The sequence below is a fragment of the Streptomyces typhae genome (genome assembly GCF_009755605.1).
GTDB classification, from domain to species: Bacteria; Actinomycetota; Actinomycetes; order Streptomycetales; family Streptomycetaceae; genus Streptomyces; species Streptomyces typhae.
This window is the reverse complement of the sequence record NZ_WPNZ01000003.1, coordinates 445,210-470,605: the sequence shown is the minus strand read 5'-3', so window position 1 is coordinate 470,605 and position 25,396 is coordinate 445,210. Positions and strand designations below refer to the sequence as shown.

Annotated in this window: 16 protein-coding genes and 1 other RNA gene; 10 read left to right on the top strand and 7 right to left on the bottom strand. The window is 73.0% G+C overall.

The annotated features are described in order from the left end of the window. The first annotated feature begins 77 nt into the window (after positions 1-77). Positions 78-2,162: a bifunctional glycosyltransferase/CDP-glycerol:glycerophosphate glycerophosphotransferase gene (locus GPA10_RS08630; protein WP_157164890.1), complete on the top strand. Its 2,085-nt coding sequence runs from the start codon at positions 78-80 to the stop codon at positions 2,160-2,162. 16 nt (positions 2,163-2,178) lie between these two features. Here the strand turns inward: GPA10_RS08630 and GPA10_RS08625 are convergent, their stop codons facing one another. The 6 genes from GPA10_RS08625 to GPA10_RS08600 form a co-directional block, all read right to left on the bottom strand. Beyond that, positions 2,179-5,142 (bottom strand): stealth conserved region 3 domain-containing protein, encoded by a 2,964-nt coding sequence (locus GPA10_RS08625; protein WP_157164889.1) that lies wholly within the window; start codon positions 5,140-5,142, stop codon positions 2,179-2,181. 10 nt (positions 5,143-5,152) lie between these two features. After that, positions 5,153-6,313, bottom strand: coding sequence for a hypothetical protein (locus GPA10_RS08620; protein ID WP_157164888.1), 1,161 nt, complete (start codon positions 6,311-6,313; stop codon positions 5,153-5,155). A gap of 137 nt (positions 6,314-6,450) precedes the next feature. Next, positions 6,451-7,371, bottom strand: a complete 921-nt coding sequence (locus GPA10_RS08615; RefSeq protein ID WP_058852061.1) for a carbohydrate ABC transporter permease — start codon at positions 7,369-7,371, stop codon at positions 6,451-6,453. Then, entirely contained in the window at positions 7,368-8,648 is a 1,281-nt protein-coding gene (locus tag GPA10_RS08610) for a carbohydrate ABC transporter permease (protein WP_343040550.1), read from the bottom strand. Before GPA10_RS08610 ends, GPA10_RS08615 begins: the two co-directional genes overlap by 4 nt. 109 nt (positions 8,649-8,757) lie before the next feature. Beyond that, positions 8,758-10,092, bottom strand: a complete 1,335-nt coding sequence (locus tag GPA10_RS08605; RefSeq protein WP_425505690.1) for an ABC transporter substrate-binding protein — start codon at positions 10,090-10,092, stop codon at positions 8,758-8,760. 735 nt (positions 10,093-10,827) lie between these two features. Continuing rightward, entirely contained in the window at positions 10,828-14,496 is a 3,669-nt protein-coding gene (locus tag GPA10_RS08600; RefSeq protein WP_157164887.1) for an FHA domain-containing protein, read from the bottom strand. A gap of 587 nt (positions 14,497-15,083) precedes the next feature. Between GPA10_RS08600 and GPA10_RS08595 the strand changes: the two genes are divergently transcribed. From GPA10_RS08595 to GPA10_RS08580, 4 genes are all read left to right on the top strand, one after another. After that, entirely contained in the window at positions 15,084-16,721 is a 1,638-nt protein-coding gene (locus GPA10_RS08595) for a serine/threonine-protein kinase (protein ID WP_343040532.1), read from the top strand. A gap of 230 nt (positions 16,722-16,951) precedes the next feature. After that, a complete protein-coding gene (locus tag GPA10_RS08590; RefSeq protein WP_157164886.1) occupies positions 16,952-18,214 on the top strand; it encodes a serine/threonine-protein kinase in 1,263 nt (420 codons plus the stop codon). Positions 18,215-18,440: 226 nt separating this feature from the next. Beyond that, positions 18,441-19,547, top strand: coding sequence for a peptide chain release factor 2 (gene prfB, locus GPA10_RS08585; protein WP_058848379.1), 1,107 nt, complete (start codon positions 18,441-18,443; stop codon positions 19,545-19,547). A 327-nt stretch (positions 19,548-19,874) separates the two neighbouring features. After that, positions 19,875-20,582 (top strand): hypothetical protein, encoded by a 708-nt coding sequence (locus GPA10_RS08580; RefSeq protein WP_157164885.1) that lies wholly within the window; start codon positions 19,875-19,877, stop codon positions 20,580-20,582. 174 nt (positions 20,583-20,756) lie between these two features. On the opposite strand, the gene GPA10_RS08575 is transcribed toward GPA10_RS08580, so the two are convergent. Then, complete coding sequence (locus GPA10_RS08575) at positions 20,757-20,948, bottom strand: hypothetical protein (RefSeq protein ID WP_058848381.1); 192 nt, start codon at positions 20,946-20,948, stop codon at positions 20,757-20,759. A gap of 250 nt (positions 20,949-21,198) precedes the next feature. Here GPA10_RS08575 and ftsE point away from each other — a divergent pair, with 250 nt between their 5' ends. The 5 genes from ftsE to ssrA all read left to right on the top strand — a co-directional run bounded on the left by ftsE (position 21,199) and on the right by ssrA (position 25,340). Next, positions 21,199-21,888 carry a cell division ATP-binding protein FtsE gene (gene ftsE / locus GPA10_RS08570; RefSeq protein ID WP_016644946.1) on the top strand — a complete coding sequence of 230 codons (690 nt, stop codon included), beginning with the start codon at positions 21,199-21,201 and terminating at the stop codon, positions 21,886-21,888. A gap of 112 nt (positions 21,889-22,000) precedes the next feature. Beyond that, entirely contained in the window at positions 22,001-22,918 is a 918-nt protein-coding gene (gene ftsX, locus GPA10_RS08565; protein ID WP_058848382.1) for a permease-like cell division protein FtsX, read from the top strand. A gap of 119 nt (positions 22,919-23,037) precedes the next feature. Further along, a complete protein-coding gene (locus tag GPA10_RS08560) occupies positions 23,038-24,270 on the top strand; it encodes a S41 family peptidase (protein WP_058848383.1) in 1,233 nt (410 codons plus the stop codon). An 18-nt stretch (positions 24,271-24,288) separates the two neighbouring features. Next, the gene (gene smpB / locus GPA10_RS08555; protein WP_058848384.1) at positions 24,289-24,810 is read left to right on the top strand and encodes an SsrA-binding protein SmpB; all 522 of its coding nucleotides are present in this window, start codon (positions 24,289-24,291) and stop codon (positions 24,808-24,810) included. A 159-nt stretch (positions 24,811-24,969) separates the two neighbouring features. Beyond that, positions 24,970-25,340, top strand: a transfer-messenger RNA (tmRNA) gene (gene ssrA, locus GPA10_RS08550). Positions 25,341-25,396 lie beyond the last annotated feature (56 nt).

The window sequence follows — 25,396 nt, the reverse complement described above, 5'->3', positions numbered from 1 at the left end:
ATCGAGGCGCCCGATCACCCCATCGAGTGAGGCACGGTCTTCGACACAGGGTGCGCGCATGGCTACGGTCGGTACTCATGCCGTACTTCTCAGTCGTCGTGCCCGCCCACCGCGTCCAGGGCTACCTCCGGGAATGCCTGGAGTCCGTGCTCGACCAGTCCTGCACGGACCTCGAACTGATCGTCGTCGACGACGACTCGCCGGACGCGGGGGCCGCGATCGCGGCGGAGTATGCGCAGCGCGACCCCCGGGTGCAACTCGTCCGCCTCCCCGAGCGCCGTGGCATCGGCGCCGCCCGCAACACCGGCGCGGAACACGCCACCGGCGAGTGGCTGCTCTTCCTCGACGGCGACGACGTGCTGCTGCCCGGCGCGCTCGCGGCCCTGGGGGAAACGCTCGACGGCCCCGCCGGGGACGTCGACGTGCTGCTCTTCGGCCACGACCGCGTCGACTGGTGGGAGACGGTGCGCCGCCCCGCGGGCGAGGACGTCACCGGCGATCCGCTCGCCGTGACCGTCGCCGCCTGGAACCGCGTCGTGCGCCGTTCCTTCTGGTCCGCACACGCCCTCGCCTTCTCGGCGGGCCCCTACGAGGACGTGGTGCCGGTGCACCAGGCGACCCTGGCCGCCGGGGAGCGCGTCGGGGCGCTCGACCGGGTGTGCGTGCGCTGGCGCGAGCGGCGCGGCGGCAGCTTCGCGAAGTCACCGGGGCGCGCGCACTTCGCGGTGATCGGGCGGTACGAGGAGCTGTTCGCCGCGGGCACCGAGGTGACGGCACGCCTCTTCCCGTGCGCCGTGGACCACGTCCTCGCCGTCCTCGACGACCCGGGCCGCGTCCCGCCCGGCGACCGCGCCGCGTACTTCCGGGCGGCCGCGGGCATGCTGCGCGCCCACCGCCCCGGCGGCTACGTCACGGTGACGGACCGGCACCGCGCCCTGCTGTCCGGCTCGTACGCCACCTACCGGTCCCTGGCCCGCGCGGGCGGCCGCATGAAGGCCGTGCGCTCCGCGCTCGCCCGCCGCAAGAAGGCCGTCCGCGCCCGCGCCATGCGCGTCACCTACCGCGCCGACCTGCGCCGCTCCCTCGACCCGCACCTGGCCGTCTACGGCGCGTACTGGAACCGCGGCGTGAGCTGCAACCCGGCCGCCATCCACGCCAAGGCGCGCGAACTCGCCCCGCACATCCGCGGCGTGTGGGTGGTGTCGAGCCGCCACAAGCACCGGGTGCCGCCCGGTGTCGAGTACGTCATCGAGGGCTCGCGGCGCTACTGGCGGGCGATGGCCCGCGCCACGTACCTCGTCAACAACTCCTCCTTCCCCGGCGGCTTCACCAAGCGCCCCGGGCAGGTCTACCTCCAGACCCACCACGGCACGCCCCTGAAGAAGATGGGCCTCGACCAGCGCCGCTACCCCGCGGGCACGCACGGCATCAGCTTCCAGAAGGTCCTCGACCACACCGACCAGTGGGACTACAGCCTGTCCGCGAACCCGCACTCCACCGAGGTGTGGGAACGCGTGTACCCGGCCGCCTACCAGGCACTGGAGGCCGGCTACCCCCGCAACGACGTGTACTTCACGACCGGACCCGAGGACACCGCCCGCATCCGCGCCGACCTCGGCATCCGCCCCGGCGTGCGGGCGCTGCTCTACGCCCCCACGCACCGCGACTACCAGAAGGGCTTCCTGCCCCGCCTGGACCTGGAGCGGTTCGCGGCGGCGCTCGGACCCGACCACGTCGTCCTGGTCCGCGCCCACTACTTCTACGGCGCCGACGCGGGCCTCGCCGCGCACCCGAACCTGATCGACGTCACCGGGCACGCGCGCGTGGAGGACCTCTGCCTCGCCGCCGACGCGCTGATCACCGACTACTCCTCCCTGATGTTCGACTACGCCTGCCTGGACCGCCCGATCGTCACCTACGCCCCCGACTGGCAGGCCTACCGCCTCGCCCGCGGCACCTACTTCGACGTCCTCTCGGGCCGCCCCGGCGAGACGCCCGGCGCCCTCGCGACGACCCAGGACGAGCTGACCGGACTGTTCCGCGACGGCGGCTGGGACACCGAGGAGACGACACGGCTGCGCGCCGCGTTCCGGGCGCGGTTCTGCCCGTACGACGACGGAAGAGCCGCCGAGCGGGTGGTTCGGCGGCTCTTCCTCGCCTGAGCGGGACCCGGAGGGCTCAGCCCGCGGGGGTGCGCTCGTAGGGCGAGCGCACCGGGAAGTACGCCGTCAGGAACGAGCGGACGGCCAGGGACATCTCCTGGTCGGACATGCCGCTGTCGGGCGACTCGCCGATGCAGAACGCCGTCTTGTTCCGCGACTGGAGGAGCTGCCCGAGCCGCGCGTGGTCGGCGCGCCTGCCGATGTCCACGAAGTCGTACGAGAGTCCGGCGGGCACGGCGCGCCCGGTGAGGTACGCGTAGTGCTGGTGGAGGGACGACACCAGGGAGTGGTCGGCGTTGCCGCGGAACCGGGCGCGGGAGGTCGCCGTCAGCTCGTCCGCGTACCGCTCGGTCAGCTCCGCGAGGATGCTGCGGCGCAGCGCGTACGGCACGTGGTAGAAGCAGTGCGTCGCCGTCCGGCCGAAGTCGCGGCGCAGCAGCTCCCGGTTGTTCTTCGCCGCCGCCAGATAGCCCTCGTCCGCGGCGGACACCGGCAGCGGCGGCACGGGCATGGACGACCAGAAGAACTTGGGCAGCCCGGAGCCGAGGAAGAAGGTGCCCGGGGTCGTCGGGCGGCCCAGGAACATGTCGTCGTTGAAGTACAGGAAGTGCTCCGCGAGGCCCTCGACGCGGTGCAGCTGGGTCTCGATGGCGTGCGAGTTGAACGTCGGCAGGGCCGCCGGGTCGGCGAACAGGTCCCGGTGGTCGACGACGGTGAGACCGGGGTGGTCCCGGTCGAGCCAGTCGGGGACCTGCCCGGCAGTGACCAGGTACACGTGCCGCACCCAGGGCGCGTACATCGCCAGCGAGCGCAGGGAGTAGCGCAGTTCGTCGCGGTTGCGGAAGCGGACGGTGCCGGTGTCGGGCGAGGACGCGCCGCTCGCCGCGTCCGCCGCGGTGCCGGTGCCGGTGCCGGTGCCGGTGCCGGTGCCCGTGGCTTCGGCGAGCGCGGCGGCGCGGGCCGCGCGCCAGTCGGGGTCGGTGTCGTCGACCCAGGTGTAGACGGCGTCCACGGGGAAGTCGACGTCGTTCATGAGGACCTCGGTGAACACGCCGGGGGTGGGGTACGCGCGGGTGCCGACGCGCAGTTCGGCGGCGGGCGCGAGGGACGGCAGCTCGGCTCCGGCGAGGGTGCTGCCGAAGGGGGCTCTGCGGGTGGGGGCGGGGGTGTCCGGGGTGCCCGGGGTGCCCGGGGTGTTCGTGGTGCCCGGGGTGCCCGGGGAGTTCGCCGTGTCCGGGGCGTCCGGTGCGGTCGGGCGGGTCCAGAACGCGACCGTGCACGCCTGCTGCACGCCGTGGCGCAGGGAGAGCGTCGTCGTGGTCACCGGCTTGAACACCTTCACGCCCGCGACCTCGCCGATCCCGTCGAGGCGCTCGGCCAGCACCGCCCCCGGTGCCGCGTCGCGCGGCCGTACCAGCTCCGCGTAGACCGGCTGCCCGTGCAGCGACTCCGCGAGCGCCTTCAGGGCCCGGTCCCGGTCGTCCTCGTCGACGGCGAGGGTGTGCGCCGAGCCGCCGGTGCGCACCAGGACGTACGGCACCTGCCGCGACTCCAGGGCGGCCGCGGTGAGTTCGAGGTTCCAGTCGGCCATGCGCGGCGCGAGCACGTCGTCGCGGCACTCCGCGAGGCGGCCCACCGAGCGGACCACGCCGCCGTCGGGGGCGGCGGCGAGGATCTCGTCCTCGCGGGCCTTCTCGTCGGCGCTCGCGGCGGCGTCGAAGGTGTGCGGCGCCGTCGGCCGGAAGCCGCACCCGCCGGCGGCCACCCCGAGCGCCACCCGGTCCGCGCGCGCCGACGCCCGCTCCGGCCGGTCCCGGCCCGCGACGAGCCGCGTGTACAGCTCCTCCCAGAGCGCGGTCACACCGGCCGAGGAGAACCGCTCGTACACGCCCTCGCGGGCGGCCCGCGCACAGGACCCGCGCAGCGCGTCGTCCGTCATCATCTCGTCCATGGCGTGCGCGAGTTCCCCGACATCGCCGGGCGGTACGAGCAGCCCGTCCACGCGGTGGCGGACGATCTCCGCCGGACCCGTGAGGACGTCGTACGCGACCACGGGGACCCCGGCGGCGAGCGCTTCGAGCAGCACCAGCGGGAACGCCTCGTTGTGGCCCGCGGTCATCAGGGACAGGCCCGCCTTGGCCCATTCGGCGGCCATGTCCTGGCAGGGGCCGAGGAGTTCCACCCGGTCCTGGAGCCCGAAGCCGTCCACCAGGCGGCGCAGGCTCTGCTCGCGGTGGCCGCCGCCGAAGACCCGCAGCGTCCACTCCGGATGGGCGTCGGCGAGCTGCGCGAACGCGCGGACGGCGTGGTCCACGCGCTTCTCGCCGGTGAGCCGCGCGGCCATCACGACGACCTTGCTCTCGCCGTCGGCGCGCGGCCGGAAGCCGTCCGGTACGGCGTTGGGGATCACGGCGAGCTCCGGCGCCGTCGCGCCCAGGGACTCCGCGATCCAGTCCCGGGTCCGCCCGGTCAGCGTGACCAGGGCGTCCAGGCGCGGCGCGTGCAGGAGCAGCGGCTCCCCGGAACGGCCGCGGCGCTGCGTCGGGCGGTGCTCCTGGTGCACGGTCACCACGCGCGCGGGCACCACGCCGACGGCGGCGGCGAGCAGCGCCGGGGTCGTCGTGACCAGGACGTCCGCGTCGAGCGTGCCGAGCGCCGCGGTCAGCTCCACGTCGGAGAGCCGGTCGAACGCCGACTCCCAGGCCGGGTCGATCAGTTCGCTCGGCAGCGCGGCCAGGGTGCGGCACGCCGCCTCGTCGAGCCCCGACGCCCGCACCGGCCGCTCCGGCGTCACCGTACGGTCGACGAGATGGCGCACGCGGACCTGCCGCGCCTCGGGGAAGAACGGCTCGGGGCGGGTGCGGAAGACGGAGACGACCTCCACGTCGTGCCGCTCGGCGAGGTGCAGCGCCTGGGTGTACGTGGCCAGCTCGGTGCCGCCCATCTCGTCGCCCCAGCCCAGCAGGTACGTGATCTTCATGAGGTCTCCTTCATGAGGTCTCCTTCGTGATGTCCAGGCAGGTGACGGCGAACGCGCCGGACGCGGTGAGGTGGGGGTGCGCGCGCACCAGACGGCCGTCGGGCAGCGCGACGAGCCGGAACGGCGTCGGGAAGGCCGACGGCAGATCGCGTACGTCGGTCAGGCGGCGCCCGAGGGGCAGCTCGCCCACGCGGAAGTCCCACACCCACTGGCCGGGCCCCGCACCGGCCATCGCGCCGAGCGGCAGCACGCACCGGAACGCGGCGCCCTCCCAGTGGAGTTCGAGCGGTACGACGACGCCGTCACGGCGGCGCACGGCCCGCGCGGGCAGGGCGGCCAGGGCCCGCACGGCCCGCGTGGCCCGTACGGCCCGCTGCGAGGGCCCCGCCACCACCCGCCCGTGCACCGTGATCCCGTCCCCGCGCGGCACGAACCGCACCAGCTCCGCACGCGCCGGCGACCGCGTCACCTGCACGGCCGCCCGGCCGCCGCGGCAGCGCACCACCCGCATGAGGGTGCCGGTGCGGGGGCTCGGGGCGTGCGGGGTGGTGGGGCCTTGGGGGGCGCCGGCCGCGGTAGGTGCTTCGAGGGTGAGGCCCCGGCGCCGGACCCGCCCGCCCTCGTCCGCCGTCACCACGGTGAGCCGCCAGACACCGTCGCCGAGGAGGGGCGCGGGGGCGGGCGTCCGGGGCGTGCGGGCGGTGTCGAGGGCGTCGTGCAAGGTGACCGTCGCCGTCAGGAGCGGACCCCCGTCGGTGTCCCGTTCGACGGCGAGCGGAACCCGGAAGCGGCGGTGGCCGCGGGTGATCAGGAGCTCGGCGGAGCGCGGGTCCGGCTCGGGCGCGGCCAGGGCGAGGTTGAGGGTGCGGCTGTCCCGCAGCGAGAGGTGCGCGGGCGGCGGAAGCAACGGCTCGCGCCCGCTGTCGCGCCCGGCGGCGGCCCGCTCCAGACGGAACCGGGTGCTGCGCGCCTTCGCGGCGGCGCGCCGGGCGCGGGGGCCCAGGGCGGACTGGAGGGCGGGGAGCGCGAGGAGGGTGGCGAGCGCGGAGAGGGCGGGGTGCGGGGGGCGCTCGGAGGCCGCCGAGCGCGCGGAGCGGCGGGAAGAGGCCGAAGTGTGGCCGGCCGGGGCCGGGTGCGGAGGGCCGCCCGTGGTAGGGGAGTGGTGGTGCATTGCCCTACTTTGGCGTCATTCACCCAGAATTCATCGGTACGGCACGCGCCCGGTGCCGTACCGAACCCCCGGGCCGCCCTCCGCCCCGTACGTCAGCCGCCTCTCACTTCACCGCACCGGTCACTTCACCGAACCGGTCACTTCACCGCACCGGCCATGACACCGGACACGAACTGACGCTGGAAGGCGAAGAACACCGCCAGCGGAATGATCATCGAGATGAACGCGCCCGGCGCCAGGATCTGCACGTTGTCGCCGAAGAACCGCACCTGCTGCTGGAGCGCCACCGTGATCGGCGGGGAGCCCGCGTCGGCGAAGATCAACGCGATCAGCATGTCGTTCCACACCCACAGGAACTGGAAGATGCCGAGCGAGGCGATCGCGGGCGCGCCGAGCGGCATCACCACGCGCAGGAAGAGCCGCAGCTCCCCGGCGCCGTCGAGCCGCGCCGCCTCCAGGAGCTCGCGCGGGATCTCCGCGAAGAAGTTCCGCAGGAGGAAGATCGCGAACGGCAGGCCGAAGGCGGTGTGGAAGAGCACCACGCCCGTCGTCGACTCGAAGATGCCGATCTCCCCGAACAGCTTGGCGACCGGGAGCAGCGCCACCTGCACCGGCACCACGAGCAGCGCGACCACGCCGAGGAACCACCAGTCGCGGCCCGGGAACTCCATCCACGCGAACGCGTACCCGGCGAGCGAGCCGATCACCACGACGAGCAGCGTCGCCGGGACGGTGATCGCCAGGCTGGTCAGGATCGAGTCCGTGATCGTCTCGTCCTTGAGCAGGGTGGAGTAGTTCTCGAAGGTGATCTGCGAGGGCTTGCTGAAGACCTCCCACCAGCCGCTCTCGGCCATGTCCGCGGGCGTCCGCAGCGAACCGAGCAGCAGCCCGAGCGTCGGCACCAGCCAGAAGAGCCCGATCACCACCAGGAACACCCGCAGCACGCCGCCGCTGACGACGGCGGCGATCCGGCCCCCCAGGGATCGCTCGGCCTTGACGACCGTGACCTCCCGCGACGCGGGCGGCGGCGCCGTGCCCGTCCCACTCGCTGTCGTCATCGCCGACCCTCCCGCCGCATCCTGCGCAAGTTGAACAGCATCACCGGAATCACCAGCAGGAACAGCAGGACCGCGATGGCGCTCGCCACGCCCGCGTCCCGGTCGCCGAACGCCGAGTTGTACAGCTGCACCGCGAGGACGTTCGCCTCGTCCTTGGACGAGCCCGGCGGGATCACGAAGACCAGGTCGAAGATCTTCATCACGTTGATCATCAGCGTCACCACGACGACCGCGAGGACCGGCGCGAGCAGCGGCACCGTGACCCGGCGGAACACCTGCCACTCGTTGGCGCCGTCCACCCGCGCCGCCTCCAGGAGCTCACGCGGCACGCTGGCGAGCCCGGCCGCGATGAGGACCATCGCGAAACCGGCCCACATCCAGATGTAGCTGCCGATGATGGCGGGGGTGATCAGGGTCGGGCCGAGCCAGTCGACGCCGTTGTACGGCTCGCGGAAGTTGTCCGCCGGATAGCGCAGCAGGGCGCCGTCGGCCTCCTCCGGCAAGGTGAACGTGCCGTCGGACGCGGCCTTCGTCGAGGCCACCACCTCGCCGTCCTTGACCGCCTCGATCTTGATGCCGGGATAGCCGAACTCGGCGGCGTCCGGGGCGTTCACCTGCCCCCGGCCCTTGCCGCGGGTGAAGTCCTGCCAGGCGGTGCCGGTGACCTTGCCCGGCTCGGCCGCGGCGGGCTTCGCGGACGCCGCGTCGTCGGGCATCAGGTCCGGCGGCACCCCGGTGAGCGGAAGGACCACCGGCTCCCCGGCCCGCACCGGCTCCTTGGTGATGAACGCGCCGCCGCCCGCGCCCTCCAGGGGCGAGCGCGCGCCGGGATGGCCCTGCGGGAACCCCGACGACTCGGCGAACGTGTCGTGCACGCCCACCCACAGGGCGTTGGCGACCCCGCGGTCGGGGTCCGACTCGTACACGAGCCGGAAGATGATGCCCGCCGCCAGCATCGAGATCACCATCGGCATGAAGATGACGAGCTTGAACGCCGTGCCCCAGCGCACCCGTTCGGTCAGGACCGCGAAGATCAGACCGAGCGCGGTGGTGAGGGCAGGGGCGGCCACCAGCCAGATCGCGTTGTTCTTGACGGCGGTACGGATCCCGTCGTCCGAGAACATCGTCTCGTAGTTGTCGAAGCCACTGAAGTCGCCGGCCTTGTCGAAGAAGCTGCGGCCGACGGAGTAGCCGATGGGGTAGAGCACGAGCGCGCCGAGCAGGACGAGGGCGGGCAGCAGGAACAGCACCGCGATCGTCCTGCGGGTTCCGGTCACGCTCTTGCGGGGGCCGGCCCGGTGCGGGCCGGTCTTGGGGGCGTGCGGCGTCGCTCCGGCCGGGGGCACCGCCGCGGTGCCCCCGGCGTCGGGGGTCGTCATCGCCCCGTCAGCTCTTCTTGTACGCCTTGGCCGCCGCGTCCTCCAGCGTCCGCTGGGTGCCCGCGACGTTCTTCGGGTTCTTCAGGAAGTCCTGGAGCGCCTTCCACTCGCCCTTGCCGGGCGTGCCGCCGAACGACTGCGGGGCCTGGTCCGACATGTCGTAACGGATGTCGTCGCCCGCCTTGATGAGATCGTCGGCGATGCCGCGCTGCACGTCGTTCGGGTACGCCTTCAGGTCCAGGCCCTTGTTCGGCGACACGAAGCCGCCCGCCTGTGCCCAGATCCTCGCCGCGTCGGGCGAGGCGAAGTACGTCAGCAGGGCCTGGGCGCCCTTGCTGTCCTTCAGCGCCACGGCCGCGTCACCGCCGACCACCGCCGGAGGCCCGTCCCCTACCGCCGGGAACGGGAACACCTTCGCGTCCGTCCCCACCTTCGCCTTGGTCTCGGAGATGGACAGCGAGACCATGTCGCCCTCGAAGACCATGCCCGCCTTCGGCTGGTCGCCGCCCGTGAACGTCTGCTTCACGGACGCGGGGAACTCGGTCTGGAGTGCGTTGTCGGCGATGAACCCCTTCTTCCCGAACAGGCCGCCGAGGGTCGTCAGGGCCTTCTCGACACTCGGGTCGGTCCACTTGATCTCGTGCTTCGCGAGCTGGTCGTACTTCTGCGGGCCCGCCTGCGAGAGATAGATGTTCTCGAACCAGTCGGTGAGCGTCCACGCCTCCGCGCCCGCCACCGACAGCGGCGTCACACCCGAGTCGTACACCGTCTGCGCGGTCTGCATGAACTCGTCCCAGGTCTTCGGCTCCTCGACGCCCGCGTTGTCGAAGACCGCGGTGTTGTACCAGACCAGGGACTTGTTGGCGGCCTTGAAGTAGACGCCGTACTGCTTGCCGTCCACCGCCCCGAGCTTCTGCCAGCCCTGCGCGTAGTTCTTGTCGAGCTCCTTCTGGGCCTCGGGCCCCACCGGCTTCGCCCACTTGTTGGCCACGGCCTGCTCGATGGCGCCCACCTGCGGCAGCATCGCCACGTCCGGTGGCTGGCCGCCCGCGACCTTCGACTCCAGGAAGCTGATGATGGGGTCCTGCGCCGGTACGAAGGAGACCTCGGCGCCCGTGCGCTTCTCGAACTCGTCCAGGACCTCCAGGAACACCTTGCGCTCGGAGCCGCCCCACACGGCGGCCACCGACACCTTCTCGCCGTCCAGCTTCGGGAGTTGAACGGTGGCCGCGCTCTCCTTGCCGCCCCCGCCGTCCTTGCCGTTGCCCTTGTCGTCGCTGTCGTCGCCGCCGCACGCGCCGAGGCCCAGTACGAGGGCGCTCACGGCGGCGGTGGCGGCCACCTTGGCGGCCGTCCCGCGCGTGCGGCGAGCACGGCGTGCCCGGCGTGCATGAGGAGTGCGTGTGCGTGTGCGTGTGCCTGTACCAAGCCTGCTGCGCATCACTGCCCCGTTCTCTACCCCGACCGGTCCAGTTCTGGTCCCGTTCGATCTGTCTACGCCCGGCCGGCGAGGGGCGGCAAGATGGTCAACACGGCCAACTCGTTGATCGTGATGGCCTTGTGATTTGGTCTGGCGGGGGCGCCTTCTGCTGGCGGGGGCGCCTTTGGGCGGCCGGGGGGCGCTTGCTGCGTCCCGCACGCCTTCGTCTGGCGGGGCGCCTGCTGCGTCCCGCACGCCTGGGGCCACCGCCGCTGCGCGGCGGCTTTCCCCACCCGCCCGTCCGTGAACGCGGGTGGCGCCCCTGGTGGCTTCTCCCGCCCGCCCGTGAACGCGGGTGGTGCCGCTGCTCGGGGGCTTCTCCCGGCTGTCTGGCCGTGGGCGCGGATGGTGGCGGACTCGCCCGAGGGCCTTGCGCCTTGGGGCCACCGCCGCTGCGCGGCGGCTTTCCCCCACCCGCCCGCCCCTTCTTGCCCACCCACGCTGCGGCCGGCAGCCCCGCTCCCGCCCCCCCGCTGTGGGCAGCTGGTCCGCCCAGAGGGCGGAACGGGTGGGCACAGCCCCGGCCTACGGTGCGCACATGTGGGCGTGCGGGCAAGGTGCGGCGGTACGTGCAGGTGCGGTCAGAGGAGGCGGGCGTCAGAGGAGGGACGGTATCCGGGCCGCCGCGACGGAACGCGTCGCGCGGTCGAGCGCACTGGCCAGGAGCGCCAGATCCGTCGGCCCGTTCCCCAGCTCACGGACGGGCCGCCGGGCCGGCGGATCCCCCACCCGCTCCCACTCCAGCGGCACCACGGTGGGCCGCAGAGTCGCCGTACGGGGAATCCGCCCCGTGACCCGCCCACCCTGAAAAGCGGCCTCCCGCCCGTCGTCCCCCCGAAGCACACCCCGCCCGGGAGCCGGATCCTCCGCCCCGCCCCCGACCGCGTCAAGCGCGACCACGAGCCCGGCCCGCCGCCCCACCTCGGAGCCCCCGACCCGCTCGCCCCGGGCCGCGGCCACGAGATGCACCCCGAGCCGCTCCCCGTCCCGCGCCACGGCCTCCAGTGCCCGCACCACGGACCCGGCGGCGGGCCGTCCGGGCGACCCGAGCGCGGGCGCGAGCAGCGCGTCGAAGTCGTCGACGAGCACGACGAGCCGCGCCAGGGGCGGACCGGGCTCGGCCTGCGCGGCCACAGCGGGCCGCAGCCGCACCGTGGCACTCGTCTGCACCTCGACGATGTCCCCACCGCCCTCCTCACCCGAGGCCTCGGCCCCGTCCGCACCCCGCCCCCCGACAACAGCCCCACCACCACCGGTCCGGGCCGCACCACCAGCCTGGGTCCGCGCCACCGCGCCGCCCCCGGCCCCGTTGCCGCCCCCGGCCCTGGCACCCTCACCAGCCTCAGCCGCCGCTGACGCCGATGCGGACGCCGATGCCGATGCCGATGCCGATGCCGGTGCCGATGCGGATGCGGATGTCGAAGCCGAAGCCGAAGCCGGTGTCGATGCCGCTCTTCCGGAACCGTCCGCAGTCCCGGCGCCGACCCCGGCCCCACCCCTGCCTCCGGCCCGCTGCGCGACCATCCGCCCCGACACCTCCCGCTGCGTGTGCCACTCGGCGAACCCCACCCGGCCGAGCAACTCCGCCCGGCGCTTCAGCTCCGCCGTCAGGGACTGGGCGAACTCCCGCATGCGTACCGGGTCGTTGGCCGTCAGGTGGGTGGTCACGTGCGGCAGGTCCGTGCAGGGGCGCAGGCCCTCGCCGGGGCGCTCCCCGGGGCCGGTTCCGCCACCGGTGCCGGGGCCGGAGCCGGGGCCGCCGTCGCGGCCGTCGATCAGGACGATGCCCAGGCGGTCGGGCCGCTCCGCCGCCGCGAGCGACGCCGCCACCGACCGCAGCAGTTCCGTGCGGCCGCTCCCCGAGGGCCCCTCGACCAGCAGATGCGGGCCGTCCGCGACCAGGTCCACCACGACGGGACCGCGCGCGCCCGCGCCGAGCACCGCCCAGGCCCGCCCCCCGAGCGCCTGCGCGTCGTCGGCGGCGGCAGCCCACCGGGCCATCAGCGAGGCGGGCGTCGCACGGGCGAGCCCCAACTCGTCCAGGAGCCGCGCGGACTGCGGCAACGGCGTCGCCACGCGCGCGTGCCCGCCCCCGGCCGCCCCGTCGGGCCGCAACGGGGCGAGCGCCCGCGCGAACCGCTGCGCCCACGCCGCCGACACCGCGTCCACCACGGCCACCGTGCCGTGCCCGGCGGGCCGCCCGTCCGCCGTGCGCAGCACCCGCAGGGCCGTCGCCACGTCCCCGCTGAGCAGCGCCGCCGCCCCGCACGCGCGGAACGCGGGCGACACCTCGCACGCAGCCTCGAAGGTGTCCGTCACCGGCGAGGCGGGCGAGGCCGCCGCCGTCTCGGCCAGGCAGACCACGTGGATGCCCGCCCTCGCCCCCTCGCGGGCCAGCCGCACGACGGCCTCCCTGAGGTCCGCCGCGCCCGGGTCGCCGTCCACCACCACGACCGTGCGCGGCCCGGCCGCCGCCGGGCCCACGCCGGAACCGGCCAGCTCCTCGGCGGAGAAGTTCCGCCCGGCCGGGCCCGGCTCCGCGGGCTCGTCCAGACGCCGCAGCAGCTCGCCCGTGCGGGCCGCCGCCTGCTCGCGGTCGTACGCGAGGAGCAGCCTGCAGTCCTGCCCGTGGCCGGGCCTGACGTGCGGCAGCCAGCCGAGCCAGGACCACTCGTCGACGCGCTCCCGGGTCGTCCGCCCCCGGTCCGTGCTGATCAGGACGATCTCCAGGGCGGCGGGGGAGTGCAGCGCGGCGAGCTGCGCGAGCACCGACCTCGCGAGGCCCGCGAGCCGCCCCCGGGGCCCGGCGAGCCCCAGCGCCCCCGCCTCCCGCAGGCTCACCGTCACCGGCACGGCCGGAAGGAGCCCCGCCGCACCGGGAGCCGGCCGGTCCGTCGTACCGAGCCGCACGGCCAGTGCCTCCGGATGTGCGGGCCCCCGCTCCCACAGCCGCGCCCCCGGCCCCAGCGCGGCGAGCAGCAGCGCCGCCGCGTCGGGCCACACCTCGGGCGCCCGCGCACCGGAGCCCGACCCGCCGAAGTACCCGTCGCCGTCCGCCCCGGCGTGACCCTCCGCACGCACCCCGCCGGTCACCCCGGCGCCGCGCGGCCCACCGTGCGTCCGGTCGTGCGAGGCGTACGGAGCGTGCGCGCCGTACGAGGCGTGCGCGCCGGAGTCGGGCGGGTCCGTGTCGTAGGCGTCGCGGTCGTCGCCGTCGCCGCCCTCGTCGTGGACGTCGTACGGGTCCGCGGCCTCGCCCCGGCCCCCCGCGAGGCGGCGCGCCCACGCCGAGAGGCCGCCGCGCCTGCGCAGGCCCCGGGGCACGGTCGTGCCCCGCGCGGGCGTGCCCGTACGGCGCCGCTCCACGTCGGGCATCCCGCCCTGCTGCGGCACCACCGTCCCCCCGGCGGCCTCGGGTGCGGATCCTGCTCCAGGTCCCGCGGAAGCGTCTCCGTGCCCGCCCGCGGTCGCGCTCCCGCCACCGGCCGCCGCGCCCCAGTCCGCCGATCCGTACGCGTGCTGTGTCGAGCCCCCCGCGGCGGGCGTCGCGGCGCCCCCGGGAGCGCGGGGCGCGGGCACCGCCGCCGCGCCGCTCTGCGCGTGCTCCGGCAGGGCGGCGACCCGCACCCGCACATGGCCGTCGCCGTCCGGCGCCGTCGGCAGCGTGCCCTCGGGGGCGCTGCCGGTGGTGAGGCGCAGCACGGACTCGCCGATGCGCAGGAGGGAGCCGGAGGGGAGGGGGACGGGGCGGTCGCCGATCGTGCGGCCGTCGACCGTCGTGCCGTTCGTCGAGCCGAGGTCCGTGACCGTGACCCGGCCGTCGGGGGCGAGGGTGACCGCGCAGTGCGTCCGGGACACGTCGGGGTCGTCCAGGGGCACGTCGGCCCGGTCGGAGCGGCCGACCCGGATCTGGCCGCCGTGCAGCAGATGCACACCGCCGGCGTCGGGGCCCGCGACCACATGCAGCCGCGTGGCGGCGTCGGCGAGGTCGGGGCCCGGCTCGGCGGGGGCGCCGACGGACAGGACGGCGCCGTCGATCAGGGGCGGCTCGCCGAGCGTGCAGCGCTGGAGGTCGAGCCGGTCCGACTGCGCGTACAGCACGGCGGGTCCTTCGCCGGCGGAGACGGCCGCGGCGAGACCGGAGGCGACCGCGGCGAGCGCGGTCCCGGCGGGGGCGGTGACCAGCACGTCGCAGGCCGCCGCGGGGCGTCCCCCCGGCTCGGTCCGGCCGCCATGCGGCCCGAGGACGGTCAGCCGGATCTGCATCGCCGTCAGCGGTCCCTTCTGCCCTTGCCGCCCGGCACGGGGACACGCGCTGTGATTCCCCCCACCGCACACGGGCACGTCGGCCAGTACGGGAGCATCCTCGCACCTGCCGCTGACAACGCGCCCGCCCCCCACCCATATGTGATCTTGAATGGTCGGCTCTGCTCGGAAAAGTGCCCCCAAAGTGCCTGCTCAGTGCCTTCTCAGTGCCTGCTCGGGCGGATGTGGGCGCGGGCGTACGCCCTGATTCGGCCGGCCGCGCGGAGGCTCCGGCAACCAACGGCGCCGGTCGCGCGTCTTCCCTCCGAACAGAGGTGCGTGCACGGTTCCGGTTCCGCCCCCGACGGCCCCCGTCGAGTGGAAAGATCGCCTCCGTCGGAGGGGAGGACAGCCCCCGCCGAAGGGCAAGATCGTCGGACGGCGCCCCGTACGGCGGCACTACAGTTGGGTCGGAACGCTGTGCCGGCCGATGCCCCCAGGCGGCGGGACGCCGGAACCACCACAGGGTGACAGCACCACAGGACCACAGCACAGCACCGCAGCACCACAGGACCACAGACCAGCCAGATCAGCAGGGAGCGCATGACGTGCGGCCGGTAGGCAGCAAGTACCTGCTCGAGGAGCCGCTCGGGCGCGGCGCCACGGGCACCGTCTGGCGAGCCCGCCAGCGAGAGACCGCGGGTGCCGAGGCGGCCGTGGCCGGCCAGCCCGGCGAGACCGTCGCGATCAAGGTCCTCAAGGAGGAGCTCGCCAACGACCCGGACGTCGTGATGCGCTTCCTCAGGGAGCGCTCCGTCCTGCTCAGGCTGACGCACCCCAACATCGTGCGGACCCGCGACCTGGTCGTCGAGGGCGATCTCCTCGCCCTGGTGATGGACCTGATCGACGGCCCCGACCTGCACAAGTACCTGCGCGAGAACGGCCCCTTCACGCCCGCGGCGGCGGCCCTGCTCACCGCGCAGATCGCCGATGCGCTGGCCGCGAGCCACGCCGACGGCGTCGTGCACCGTGACCTGAAGCCCGCGAACGTCCTGGTCAAGCAGGACGCGAGCGGCATGCACCCGATGCTCACGGACTTCGGCATCGCCCGCCTCGCCGACTCGCCGGGCCTCACCCGTACCCAGGAGTTCGTCGGCACGCCCGCGTACGTCGCGCCGGAGTCCGCCGAGGGCCGCCCGCAGACGAGCGCCGTCGACATCTACGGCGCGGGCATCCTGCTGTACGAACTGGTCACGGGACGGCCGCCGTTCGCCGGCAGCTCCGCCCTCGAAGTGCTGCACCAGCACCTGAGCGCCGAGCCGCGCCGCCCCTCCACCGTGCCCGACCCGCTGTGGACGGTCATCGAGCGCTGCCTGAGCAAGGCCCCCGACCGCCGCCCGAGCGCCGAGAACCTGGCGCGCGGTCTGCGCGCGGTCGCCGACGGCATCGGGGTGCACGCGAACGCCGCCCAGATCGCCGCCGCCGAGGGCGTGGCCGCGCTGCTCGCCCCGGACCCCTCGCCCGCGCCGGTGCCGGACACCCCGGGCGCCGCCGACCCCACCCAGGTCCTGCCGAACACCGGCGGGTACGACCCGGCCGCCGCCACCAGCGTCCTGCCGCACACCGGCGGGCCCCAGGGCGGCGCCGACCCGACGGCCGTCATGCCGCCGGTGGGCCCGGGCGGCCAGGGGGGCAACCCCGACGACCCGCACCCCTGGCAGAACCAGATGCGGGCGGCCCGCGACCGCAACGACCAGACGCAGGTGCAGTACCTGGACCCGAACCAGGACCCGCTGCGCCGCCGCCCCCAGCGCCAGGTGGCGCGCCCGCAGCAGCAGCAACAGCAGCAACAGCCCCAGCCGTACCCCCCGCAGCACCACCAGCAGCCGTACCCGCCGCAGAACCAGCCCCAGCCGTACGCGCCCCCGGCGCAGCCGCGCCGCCGGACGCCGCAACCGCAGCCGTACGCGCCGCCGCAGCAGCCCGCCCCGCAGGCGCCCCCGCCGCAGCAGCCCGCCGCTCCGCGCCGGAGCCGCCGCGACAACCCGAACCGGACGCGCATCCCCGGCCTCGGCTGCCTCAAGGGCTGCCTGGTCGTCCTCGTCATCCTGTTCGTCGCGAGCTGGCTGGTCTGGGAGCTGAGCCCGCTCCAGGACTGGATCGGCACCACGAAGGGGTACTGGGACCAGGTCGAGGACATCTACCACACCGTCGGCGACTGGATGGGCAAGATCAACGGGAACTGATCCCGGGCCGGGTCCGGCTCCCGGACCCGGCCGCCTCCGGCTGCCGCCGCGGCGCCGACTCCTCTGCGGCGCCGACTCCTCCGTAGCGCCGACCCCTCTGCGGCGCCGACTCCTCCGTAGCGCCGACTCTGTTGATTTGTCGACTCCTACGGGGTGATTTCCCGTGCGGATGTGATGGTTGGTGCCCTGGCCGCGTAGTTTTGGGCCCACACACATCCGTAGGAGCAGTCTTGGGACGGAAGATCGGCAGCCGGTACACGGCCCACCAGATTCTGGGACGGGGCAGCGCCGGCACGGTGTGGCTCGGCGAGGGACCCGAAGGCCCGGTCGCCATCAAGCTGCTGCGCGAGGACCTTGCCTCCGACCAGGAGCTCGTCGGCCGCTTCGTCCAGGAGCGCACGGCACTGCTCAGCCTCGACCACCCGCGCGTGGTGGGCGTCCACGACCTCGTGGTCGACGGCAACGACCTCGCCCTCGTGATGGACCTCGTCCGCGGCACGGACCTGCGCACGCGCCTGGAGCGCGAGCGGCGGCTCGCCCCCGAGGCCGCCGTCGCCATCGTCGCGGACGTCGCCGACGCGCTCGCCGCGGCGCACGCCGCGGGGATCGTGCACCGCGACGTCAAGCCCGAGAACGTCCTCCTCGACATGCAGGGGCCCCTCGGTCCGGGCGGGGCGCACCCCGCGCTCCTGACCGACTTCGGGGTCGCCAAGCTCATCGACTCCCCGCGCCGCACCCGCGCCACGAAGATCATCGGTACGCCGGACTATCTGGCCCCCGAGATCATCGAGGGTCTGCCCCCGCGCGCCGCCGTGGACATCTACGCCCTCGCCACCGTCCTGTACGAGCTGCTCGCGGGCTTCACGCCGTTCGGCGGCGGGCACCCCGGCGCGGTGCTCAGACGCCACGTCACCGAGACCGTGGTCCCGCTGCCCGGCATCCCCGAAGAGCTCTGGCAGCTCATGGTCCAGTGCCTGGCCAAGGCCCCCGCCTCCCGCCTTCGCGCCTCCGAGCTCGGCGCCCGCCTCCGCGAGCAGCTCCCGCTGCTCGCGGGCATGCCGCCGCTGGACGTCGACGAGCCGGAGGCGGAGCCCGCCGAGGAGTCCTACGAGGAGGCCGCGCCGGAGTCGCGCGAGAAGCCCCCGCGCCGGGGCGCCGTGCCCCTGGTGCCCGGCGCCGCGCCCGCGGACGCCAACCGGGACACCCACACCTCCATGCGCGTGCCCGCCCCGGACGAGCTGGCCGGCGGCGCCCGGGGCACCGCGCGGGCCCCCCGCGCCCCCGGCGCCGCCCGCCCCGGCTCGGCCCGCCACCGCGCCGCCACCCGTCGCCGCCGGATCACACTCGGCGTGGCCGGTGTGGCCCTTGCCGCCGCGGTGGGCGTCGGAGCCTGGTACGCCACCTCCGGTGACGAGTCCTCCCCGTCAGGTCCGTCAGGCCCGTCCGGCCCGTCAGCCCCGGCCAACGGCAACTCGGCCCCGCCTGTCCCCTGACCCCGGCCTTGAGCCCCGTGAATCGCGCTTCGCGCTCGTCCTCAAACGCCGGACAGGCTTGATATCTCCGCGGACGGGCTGATTTGGTCCCGGACTGGCTGAGGTATCGGATCCCAGCCCGTCCGGCGTTTGAGGACGAGGCCCGGAGGGCCGACAAGCGGGGTGAGGGGCGCAGCCCCATGAGCCCAGGGCCCAAGTGAGAGCTCACGGGCGTTAGGCTGGACCCGTGGCAGTCGTCGATGTATCCGAAGAGCTCAAGTCCCTCTCCTCGACCATGGAGTCGATCGAGGCCGTCCTGGACCTCGACAAGCTGAGGGCAGACATCGCCGTGCTCGAGGAGCAGGCGGCCGCGCCGTCCCTGTGGGACGACCCGGACGAAGCGCAGAAGATCACCAGCAAGCTGAGCCACCTCCAGGCGGAGGTGCGCAAGGCGGAGGGCCTGCGCGGGCGCATCGACGACCTCGGCGTGCTCTTCGAGATGGCCGAGGAGGAGGACGACCCGGACACCCGCGCGGAGGCCGAGTCGGAGCTCACGGCGGTCAAGAAGGCGCTGGACGAGATGGAGGTCCGCACCCTCCTCTCCGGTGAGTACGACTCCCGCGAGGCCGTCGTCACCATCCGCGCCGAGGCCGGCGGCGTCGACGCCTCGGACTTCGCGGAGAAGCTCCAGCGCATGTACCTGCGCTGGGCGGAGCGCCACGGCTACAAGACCGAGCTGTACGAGACGTCGTACGCGGAAGAGGCCGGCATCAAGTCGACCACCTTCGCCGTGAACGTCCCGTACGCCTACGGCACGCTCTCCGTCGAGCAGGGCACGCACCGCCTGGTGCGGATCTCGCCGTTCGACAACCAGGGCCGCCGGCAGACGTCCTTCGCGGGCGTCGAGGTCCTCCCGGTCGTCGAGCAGACCGACCACATCGAGATCGACGAGAGCGAGCTGCGCGTCGACGTGTACCGCTCATCGGGCCCCGGCGGCCAGGGCGTCAACACCACCGACTCCGCGGTCCGCCTGACGCACATCCCGACGGGCATCGTCGTCTCCTGTCAGAACGAGCGCTCGCAGATCCAGAACAAGGCCACGGCCATGAACGTCCTCCAGGCGAAGCTGCTCGAACGCCGCCGCCAGGAGGAGCAGGCCAAGATGAACGCCCTCAAGGGCGACGGCGGCAACTCCTGGGGCAACCAGATGCGTTCCTACGTCCTGCACCCGTACCAGATGGTGAAGGACCTGCGTACGGAGCACGAAGTCGGTAATCCGGAATCGGTGTTCAACGGCGAGATCGACGGCTTCCTGGAGGCCGGAATTCGCTGGCGCAAGCAACAGGAGAAGTGATTTCGGCGCTAAGTCGACAAACTGAACCGGTCTGACAGCAAAGGCAACTGCCGCCCTCGGGGCGGCGGTTGCCTTTGTTCATGGGGCTTGTGTGGGCTTCCTGCGCTTTTTGCGTCACAGTCACATGTCCGTACGTCGGTCAACTGGCTCATAACGGGCATCGCGCCCGCAACGGCCTTGACGGCTTTTCGGAAACTGGAAAAGCTAGCGGGCGGCATGCGTATCTCTGGGACGCGTGTGATCCGGGGGGCCGCTCGAAAGTCATCCCGCGACCGCGATCCGGGACGCTGCCTCACTGACGATTCAGCTACTGGGGGTAGCAGCCAGATGACGAAGAAGACGCGGATCCGCGTCGCGCGGATCGCCGCCGGCGCGGTGATCGCCGCCGGTGCCTCGCTGACCGCCGCCGGCGCCGCCTCGGCCCTCGATGTCGGTGTCGAGCTCGGCGGTGCGGGCGCGAGCGCCTCCGCCGACGACAACGGCATCGGTGTCGACGTTGACCTCCCGGGTACGGACGACGAGACCGACCCGCCGGAGCCCAGCAATCCGCCCGAGCCCACCAACGAGCCGACGGACCCGCCGGAGCCCACCGAGCCCACGGACCCGCCGGAGCCCACCGAGCCGACGCAGCCGCCGGAGCCCACCGAGCCGACGGACCCGCCCGAGCCCACCGTTCCGCCCACCAAGCCCACCGATCCGGGTGACGACGGCGACGGTGACGACGACCACAACAACGGTACGGGCGGTGGCAACGGCACCGGCGGTGGCAGCGGCACCGGCGGCAACGACGCCGACCCCGCGGGCGGCGGCTCCGGACCGGCCGAGCAGGGCGGCAAGGACAGCCTGACGGACACCGGCTCCCAGCCCGTCGAGCAGATCTCCGACAACGGCGGCGGCAAGAAGGACGACGAACTCGCCGAGACCGGTGCCACCGAGACCACCTTCCTGATCATCGGTGCCGCCACCATGATCGCCGGTGGCGTCGGCTTCCGGTTCCTGCCCCGCCTGGTCGGCAACCGGGGCGCCGCGGCCTGACCCGCCCGCCCTTCCCGACCGGCCGGTACGCAGAACGAGCGACCCGCCGGTCAGCGCAGGGAACGCACATGAGAAGGGCCCGGAGCCGCATGGCTCCGGGCCCTTCCTCGTGCCTCGGGGGTGTCATCGGGCCGCCTCCGGTCCGGTGCCCGCCGACTACTCCGCGTACACGGACTACGCGGTCTGGTGCGCCACCAGTGCCATGGCCGTGATCAGGACCACGAGCAGCCCTATCAGGGTGGCAGGGCTGAGGCCGCCGAAGGGGCCCTCCTGCTGCATCCGCTCCCGGCTGGCCCGGCACACGGGGCAGCGGCCCTCACTCACAGGCGCCGCGCAGTTCGCGCACACCAACCTGTCATAGGTCATGTGCCTCTCCTCCCGCACAGTCTCAGCCTGCCCAACGCTCGGGGAACCCCAACCGTTCCCCCTACCACTGTGCCAGCTTCCACGGAATTAGGCGCGGCCCGCCGTCCACCGCGACCCTCGCTCCACCGGTGCCCCATTTGTGTCAGGACCTATCCACAACAAAACGCGCAACTCAGGACGCCGACTGCGCGGTCCCACCCGCTTCGCGTAGGGTCACGCTCACCTACCCCCGGCTACCCGTGGTGCATCCGTGATCCGATTCGACAACGTCTCCAAGGCCTACCCGAAGCAGAACCGCCCAGCCCTCCGCGATGTGTCGCTGGAGATCGAGAAGGGCGAGTTCGTCTTCCTGGTGGGTTCATCCGGCTCCGGAAAGTCCACCTTCCTGCGGCTGATCCTCCGCGAGGAGCGCACCAGCCACGGCCAGGTGCACGTCCTGGGCAAGGACCTGGCCCGGCTCTCCAACTGGAAGGTGCCGCACATGCGCCGCCAGCTGGGGACCGTCTTCCAGGACTTCCGGCTCCTCCCCAACAAGACCGTCGCCGAGAACGTGGCCTTCGCCCAGGAGGTCATCGGCAAGTCGCGCGGCGAGATCCGCAAGTCCGTGCCCCAGGTCCTCGACCTCGTCGGGCTCGGCGGCAAGGAGGACCGGATGCCCGGCGAGCTCTCCGGCGGTGAGCAGCAGCGGGTGGCGATCGCCCGCGCCTTCGTCAACCGGCCGAAGCTCCTCATCGCCGACGAACCGACCGGCAACCTCGACCCGCAGACGTCGGTCGGCATCATGAAGCTCCTGGACCGCATCAACCGGACCGGCACCACCGTCGTGATGGCCACCCACGATCAGCAGATCGTGGACCAGATGCGCAAGCGCGTCATCGAGCTGGAGAAGGGCCGCCTGGTCCGCGACCAGTCCCGCGGCGTCTACGGCTACCAGCACTGATCCGGAACCCGGCGCCTGCCATGGCCGCCGGTGTCCGCTCTCGTGTGTGCCCCCGGGCTCCCCGGGGCTCCACCTGATCCACGAGCTCCACCTGATCCACTGAAAGGCCGCCATGCGCGCCCAGTTCGTCCTGTCGGAGATCGGCGTCGGTCTCCGCCGCAATCTCACGATGACCTTCGCGGTCGTCGTCTCCGTAGCGCTCTCGCTCGCCCTGTTCGGCGGCTCGCTGCTCATGCGCGACCAGGTGAGCACGATGAAGGGCTACTGGTACGACAAGGTCAACGTCTCGATCTTCCTGTGCAACAAGGGAGACGCCGAGCAGGACCCCAAGTGCGCCAAGGGCGCGGTCACCAACGAGCAGAAGCAGCAGATCCTCACCGACCTGAAGAAGATGCCCGTCGTCGACACCGTCCAGCACGAGACGGCCGACCAGGCGTACAAGCACTACAAGGAACAGTTCGGCGACTCCCCGCTGTCCAGCTCGCTGACGCCGGACCAGATGCAGGAGTCGTACCGCATCAAGCTGAAGGACCCGGAGAAGTACCAGGTGGTCGCGACCGCCTTCTCCGGCCGTGACGGCGTGCAGTCCGTGGAGGACCAGAAGGGCGTCCTCGACAACCTCTTCGAGCTCCTCAACGGCATGAACTGGGCGGCGCTCGCGGTGATGGCGCTGATGCTCGTCGTCGCGCTGATGCTGATCGTCAACACGGTGCGCGTCTCGGCGTTCAGCCGTCGCCGTGAAACCGGGATCATGCGGCTCGTCGGCGCGTCCAGCTTCTACATCCAGATGCCGTTCATCCTGGAGGCGGCCGTCGCCGGTCTGATCGGTGGCGGGCTCGCCTGCGGATTCCTGCTCCTCGGCCGGTACTTCATCATCGACCACGGACTGCAGCTGTCCGAGAAGCTCAACCTGATCAACTTCATCGGCTGGGACGCGGTTCTGGCCAAGTTGCCGCTGGTGCTAGCCATCGGTCTGCTGATGCCCGCCCTTGCCGCGTTCTTCGCGCTGCGCAAGTACCTGAAGGTGTGACGCGGGCAGCAGAGGTGTGAAACGGCGGGCGACTTCCGTTCCGCGGGTGTGAGGAGTGCCTCGGGCGCCGTACGGTCAACCTGCCGTGCGGCGCCCCTCGTTGTCCTAGACTCACCGACATGTCAGGCCCTGATCGGCTCGCCGAGCCCCGTCGCATCCGCCGCGGGGCGGCCCTGACGTTGGTCTTCGCGAGCGTCCTCGCCACCGGCGCGGCCACCGGCTCCTGGACCGGGGAGACGGAGCAAGGCCGGAATGCGGCGGCGCCCACCCGCTCCGTCGCCTCCTCCAAGGACCGTGCCGGGGACCGCGACAAGGACCAGCGGGACACCGGCCGCGACAGGGGCCGCGACCCCTCCGACGCGGCCGCGGACGCCGCCGCCGACGCCATGGCCGACGGCAAGTCCGGCAAGGAGACCACCGAGGCCGCCGAGGAAGCGGTCAGCCGCAGCGGCGACCGCTGGGCGTCGGTCTACTCCCAGGGGGAGTACCGCGCCTTCGAGCAGTCCCTGGACGGCGCCTACACCGGCGTCGGCCTGTGGGCCAAGCGCGCCGCCGACGGCAGGATCGAGGTGTCCCGGGTGCAGCGCGGCGGGCCCGCCGAACGGGCCGGCATCCGCGCGGGCGACCGGCTCACCGCGATCGACGGCCGGAAGGTCGCGGGCCGTCCCGTCACGGACGTGGTGTCCCTGCTCCGCGGCGACCACGAGAACACCCCGGTCACCCTGGGCCTGCGCCGCGGCACGCGCGCGTGGACCGAGACCCTGCGCCGCGCCCGCCTGTCGACGGACTCCGTGACCGTCAGAAGGCTCCCCGGCGGCGCCGTGATGATCAAGGTCGGGGCCTTCACCAAGGGCTCCGGCGAGGCCGTGCGGCAGGCGGTGCGCAAAGCACCCCGGGGCGCCGGCATCCTGCTCGACCTGCGCGGCAACTCCGGCGGCCTGGTCACCGAGGCCACCAAGGCGTCCTCCGCCGTCCTGGACGGCGGCCTCGTCGCCACGTACGACGTCCGCGGACGGCAGCGCGCCCTGCACGCCCGGCAGGGCGGCGACACCACCAGACCCGTGGTCGCGCTCGTCGACGGCGGCACGATGAGCGCGGCCGAACTGCTCACCGGAGCCCTCCAGGACCGCGGACGCGCGGTCGTCGTGGGCTCCCGGACGTTCGGCAAGGGCTCGGTGCAGATGCCGAGCAGACTGCCGGACGGCTCCGTCGCCGAGCTGACCGTCGGGCACTACCGCACCCCTTCGGGGCGGGCGGTCGACGGCCGGGGCATCACCCCCGACCTGGAGGTCGAGGACGGTGCCCAGAAGCGGGCCGAGACAGTATTGACTGGCCTCGGACCCCCCTCGTAGTGCGAAAATGGCCGCACTATGGCTAAGGAAAAGGAAAAGCGCAAGGCGGCCAAGGCCGCCGAGAAGGCGCCCGCGCGGAAGATGATCGCGCAGAACAAGAAGGCGCGGCACGACTACCACATCCTGGACACCTACGAGTGCGGCCTGGTCCTGATGGGCACGGAGGTCAAGTCCCTCCGCCTCGGCCGCGCCTCCCTGGTGGACGGCTTCGTGCACATCGACGGCCACGAGGCGTGGCTGCACAACATCCACGTCCCGGAGTACGTGCAGGGGACGTGGACCAACCACTCCGCCAAGCGCAAGCGCAAGCTGCTCCTGCACCGCGCGGAGATCGACAAGCTGGAGTCGAAGTCCCAGGAGACGGGCCACACGATCGTGCCCCTCGCGCTGTACTTCAAGGACAGCCGCGTCAAGGTCGAGATCGCGCTCGCCAAGGGCAAGAAGGAGTACGACAAGCGGCAGACGCTGCGGGAGAAGCAGGACACCCGCGAGACGAACCGCGCGATCTCGGCGGCGCGGCGGCGGCAGGGGATCGGGTAGCCCCCTCGCGCCGCGCGGGGAGCACCCGCCCCGCGCGGGGAATAGGCTGGCACGTGTCGGCGTTGGTCACGTACGATGGAACACGTCCCGCAGGTGACGGGGCGCCCCGGACCTCAGGGTCCGGCCCGGATCGCAGGGTCCGGTTTGAAAAAACAACATGGGGATGATCGGTTTCGACAGCGGATGTCGAAGCAGGGGAAGCGTGTCGAGGAAGCGGCAATGATCTCGTAAACCATATGTCGCAACCAATAATCGCCAACACCAAGCGCGATTCCTTCGCCCTCGCTGCCTAAGTAGCGACTTCGCGAAGTGTCAGCCCGGGGCTGTTCCCGACCCGGATCCTGGCATCAGCTAGGGAACTAAACTTCTAGACCCGGTCACGGGGTCTGGGAGGAAATCAAACAGTGACTGAGCCCGTCGGAGACTTGTCCACGAGATCTCCGGGGCCGAGAAAATCGAAGTGGACTGCACACGGAGAAGCCCTGATTCCGCACCGTTGGACGCGGGTTCGATTCCCGCCATCTCCACAATTCCCATGTGAGACGAAGGCCCGGTGGTCACCACGACCACCGGGCCTTCGCCGTAC

Excerpts from the sequence above, each read along its gene's own strand:
- GPA10_RS08630 (WP_157164890.1), top strand. The coding sequence starts at position 78 with ATGCCGTACTTCTCAGTCGTCGTGCCCGCCCACCGCGTCCAGGGCTAC.
- GPA10_RS08625 (WP_157164889.1), bottom strand. The coding sequence starts at position 5,142 with ATGAAGATCACGTACCTGCTGGGCTGGGGCGACGAGATGGGCGGCACC.
- GPA10_RS08600 (WP_157164887.1), bottom strand. The coding sequence starts at position 14,496 with ATGCAGATCCGGCTGACCGTCCTCGGGCCGCATGGCGGCCGGACCGAG.
- GPA10_RS08615 (WP_058852061.1), bottom strand. The coding sequence starts at position 7,371 with ATGACGACAGCGAGTGGGACGGGCACGGCGCCGCCGCCCGCGTCGCGG.
- GPA10_RS08575 (WP_058848381.1), bottom strand. The coding sequence starts at position 20,948 with ATGACCTATGACAGGTTGGTGTGCGCGAACTGCGCGGCGCCTGTGAGT.
- ftsX (WP_058848382.1), top strand. The coding sequence starts at position 22,001 with ATGCGCGCCCAGTTCGTCCTGTCGGAGATCGGCGTCGGTCTCCGCCGC.
- GPA10_RS08620 (WP_157164888.1), bottom strand. The coding sequence starts at position 6,313 with ATGCACCACCACTCCCCTACCACGGGCGGCCCTCCGCACCCGGCCCCG.
- GPA10_RS08560 (WP_058848383.1), top strand. The coding sequence starts at position 23,038 with ATGTCAGGCCCTGATCGGCTCGCCGAGCCCCGTCGCATCCGCCGCGGG.
- smpB (WP_058848384.1), top strand. The coding sequence starts at position 24,289 with ATGGCTAAGGAAAAGGAAAAGCGCAAGGCGGCCAAGGCCGCCGAGAAG.
- GPA10_RS08580 (WP_157164885.1), top strand. The coding sequence starts at position 19,875 with ATGACGAAGAAGACGCGGATCCGCGTCGCGCGGATCGCCGCCGGCGCG.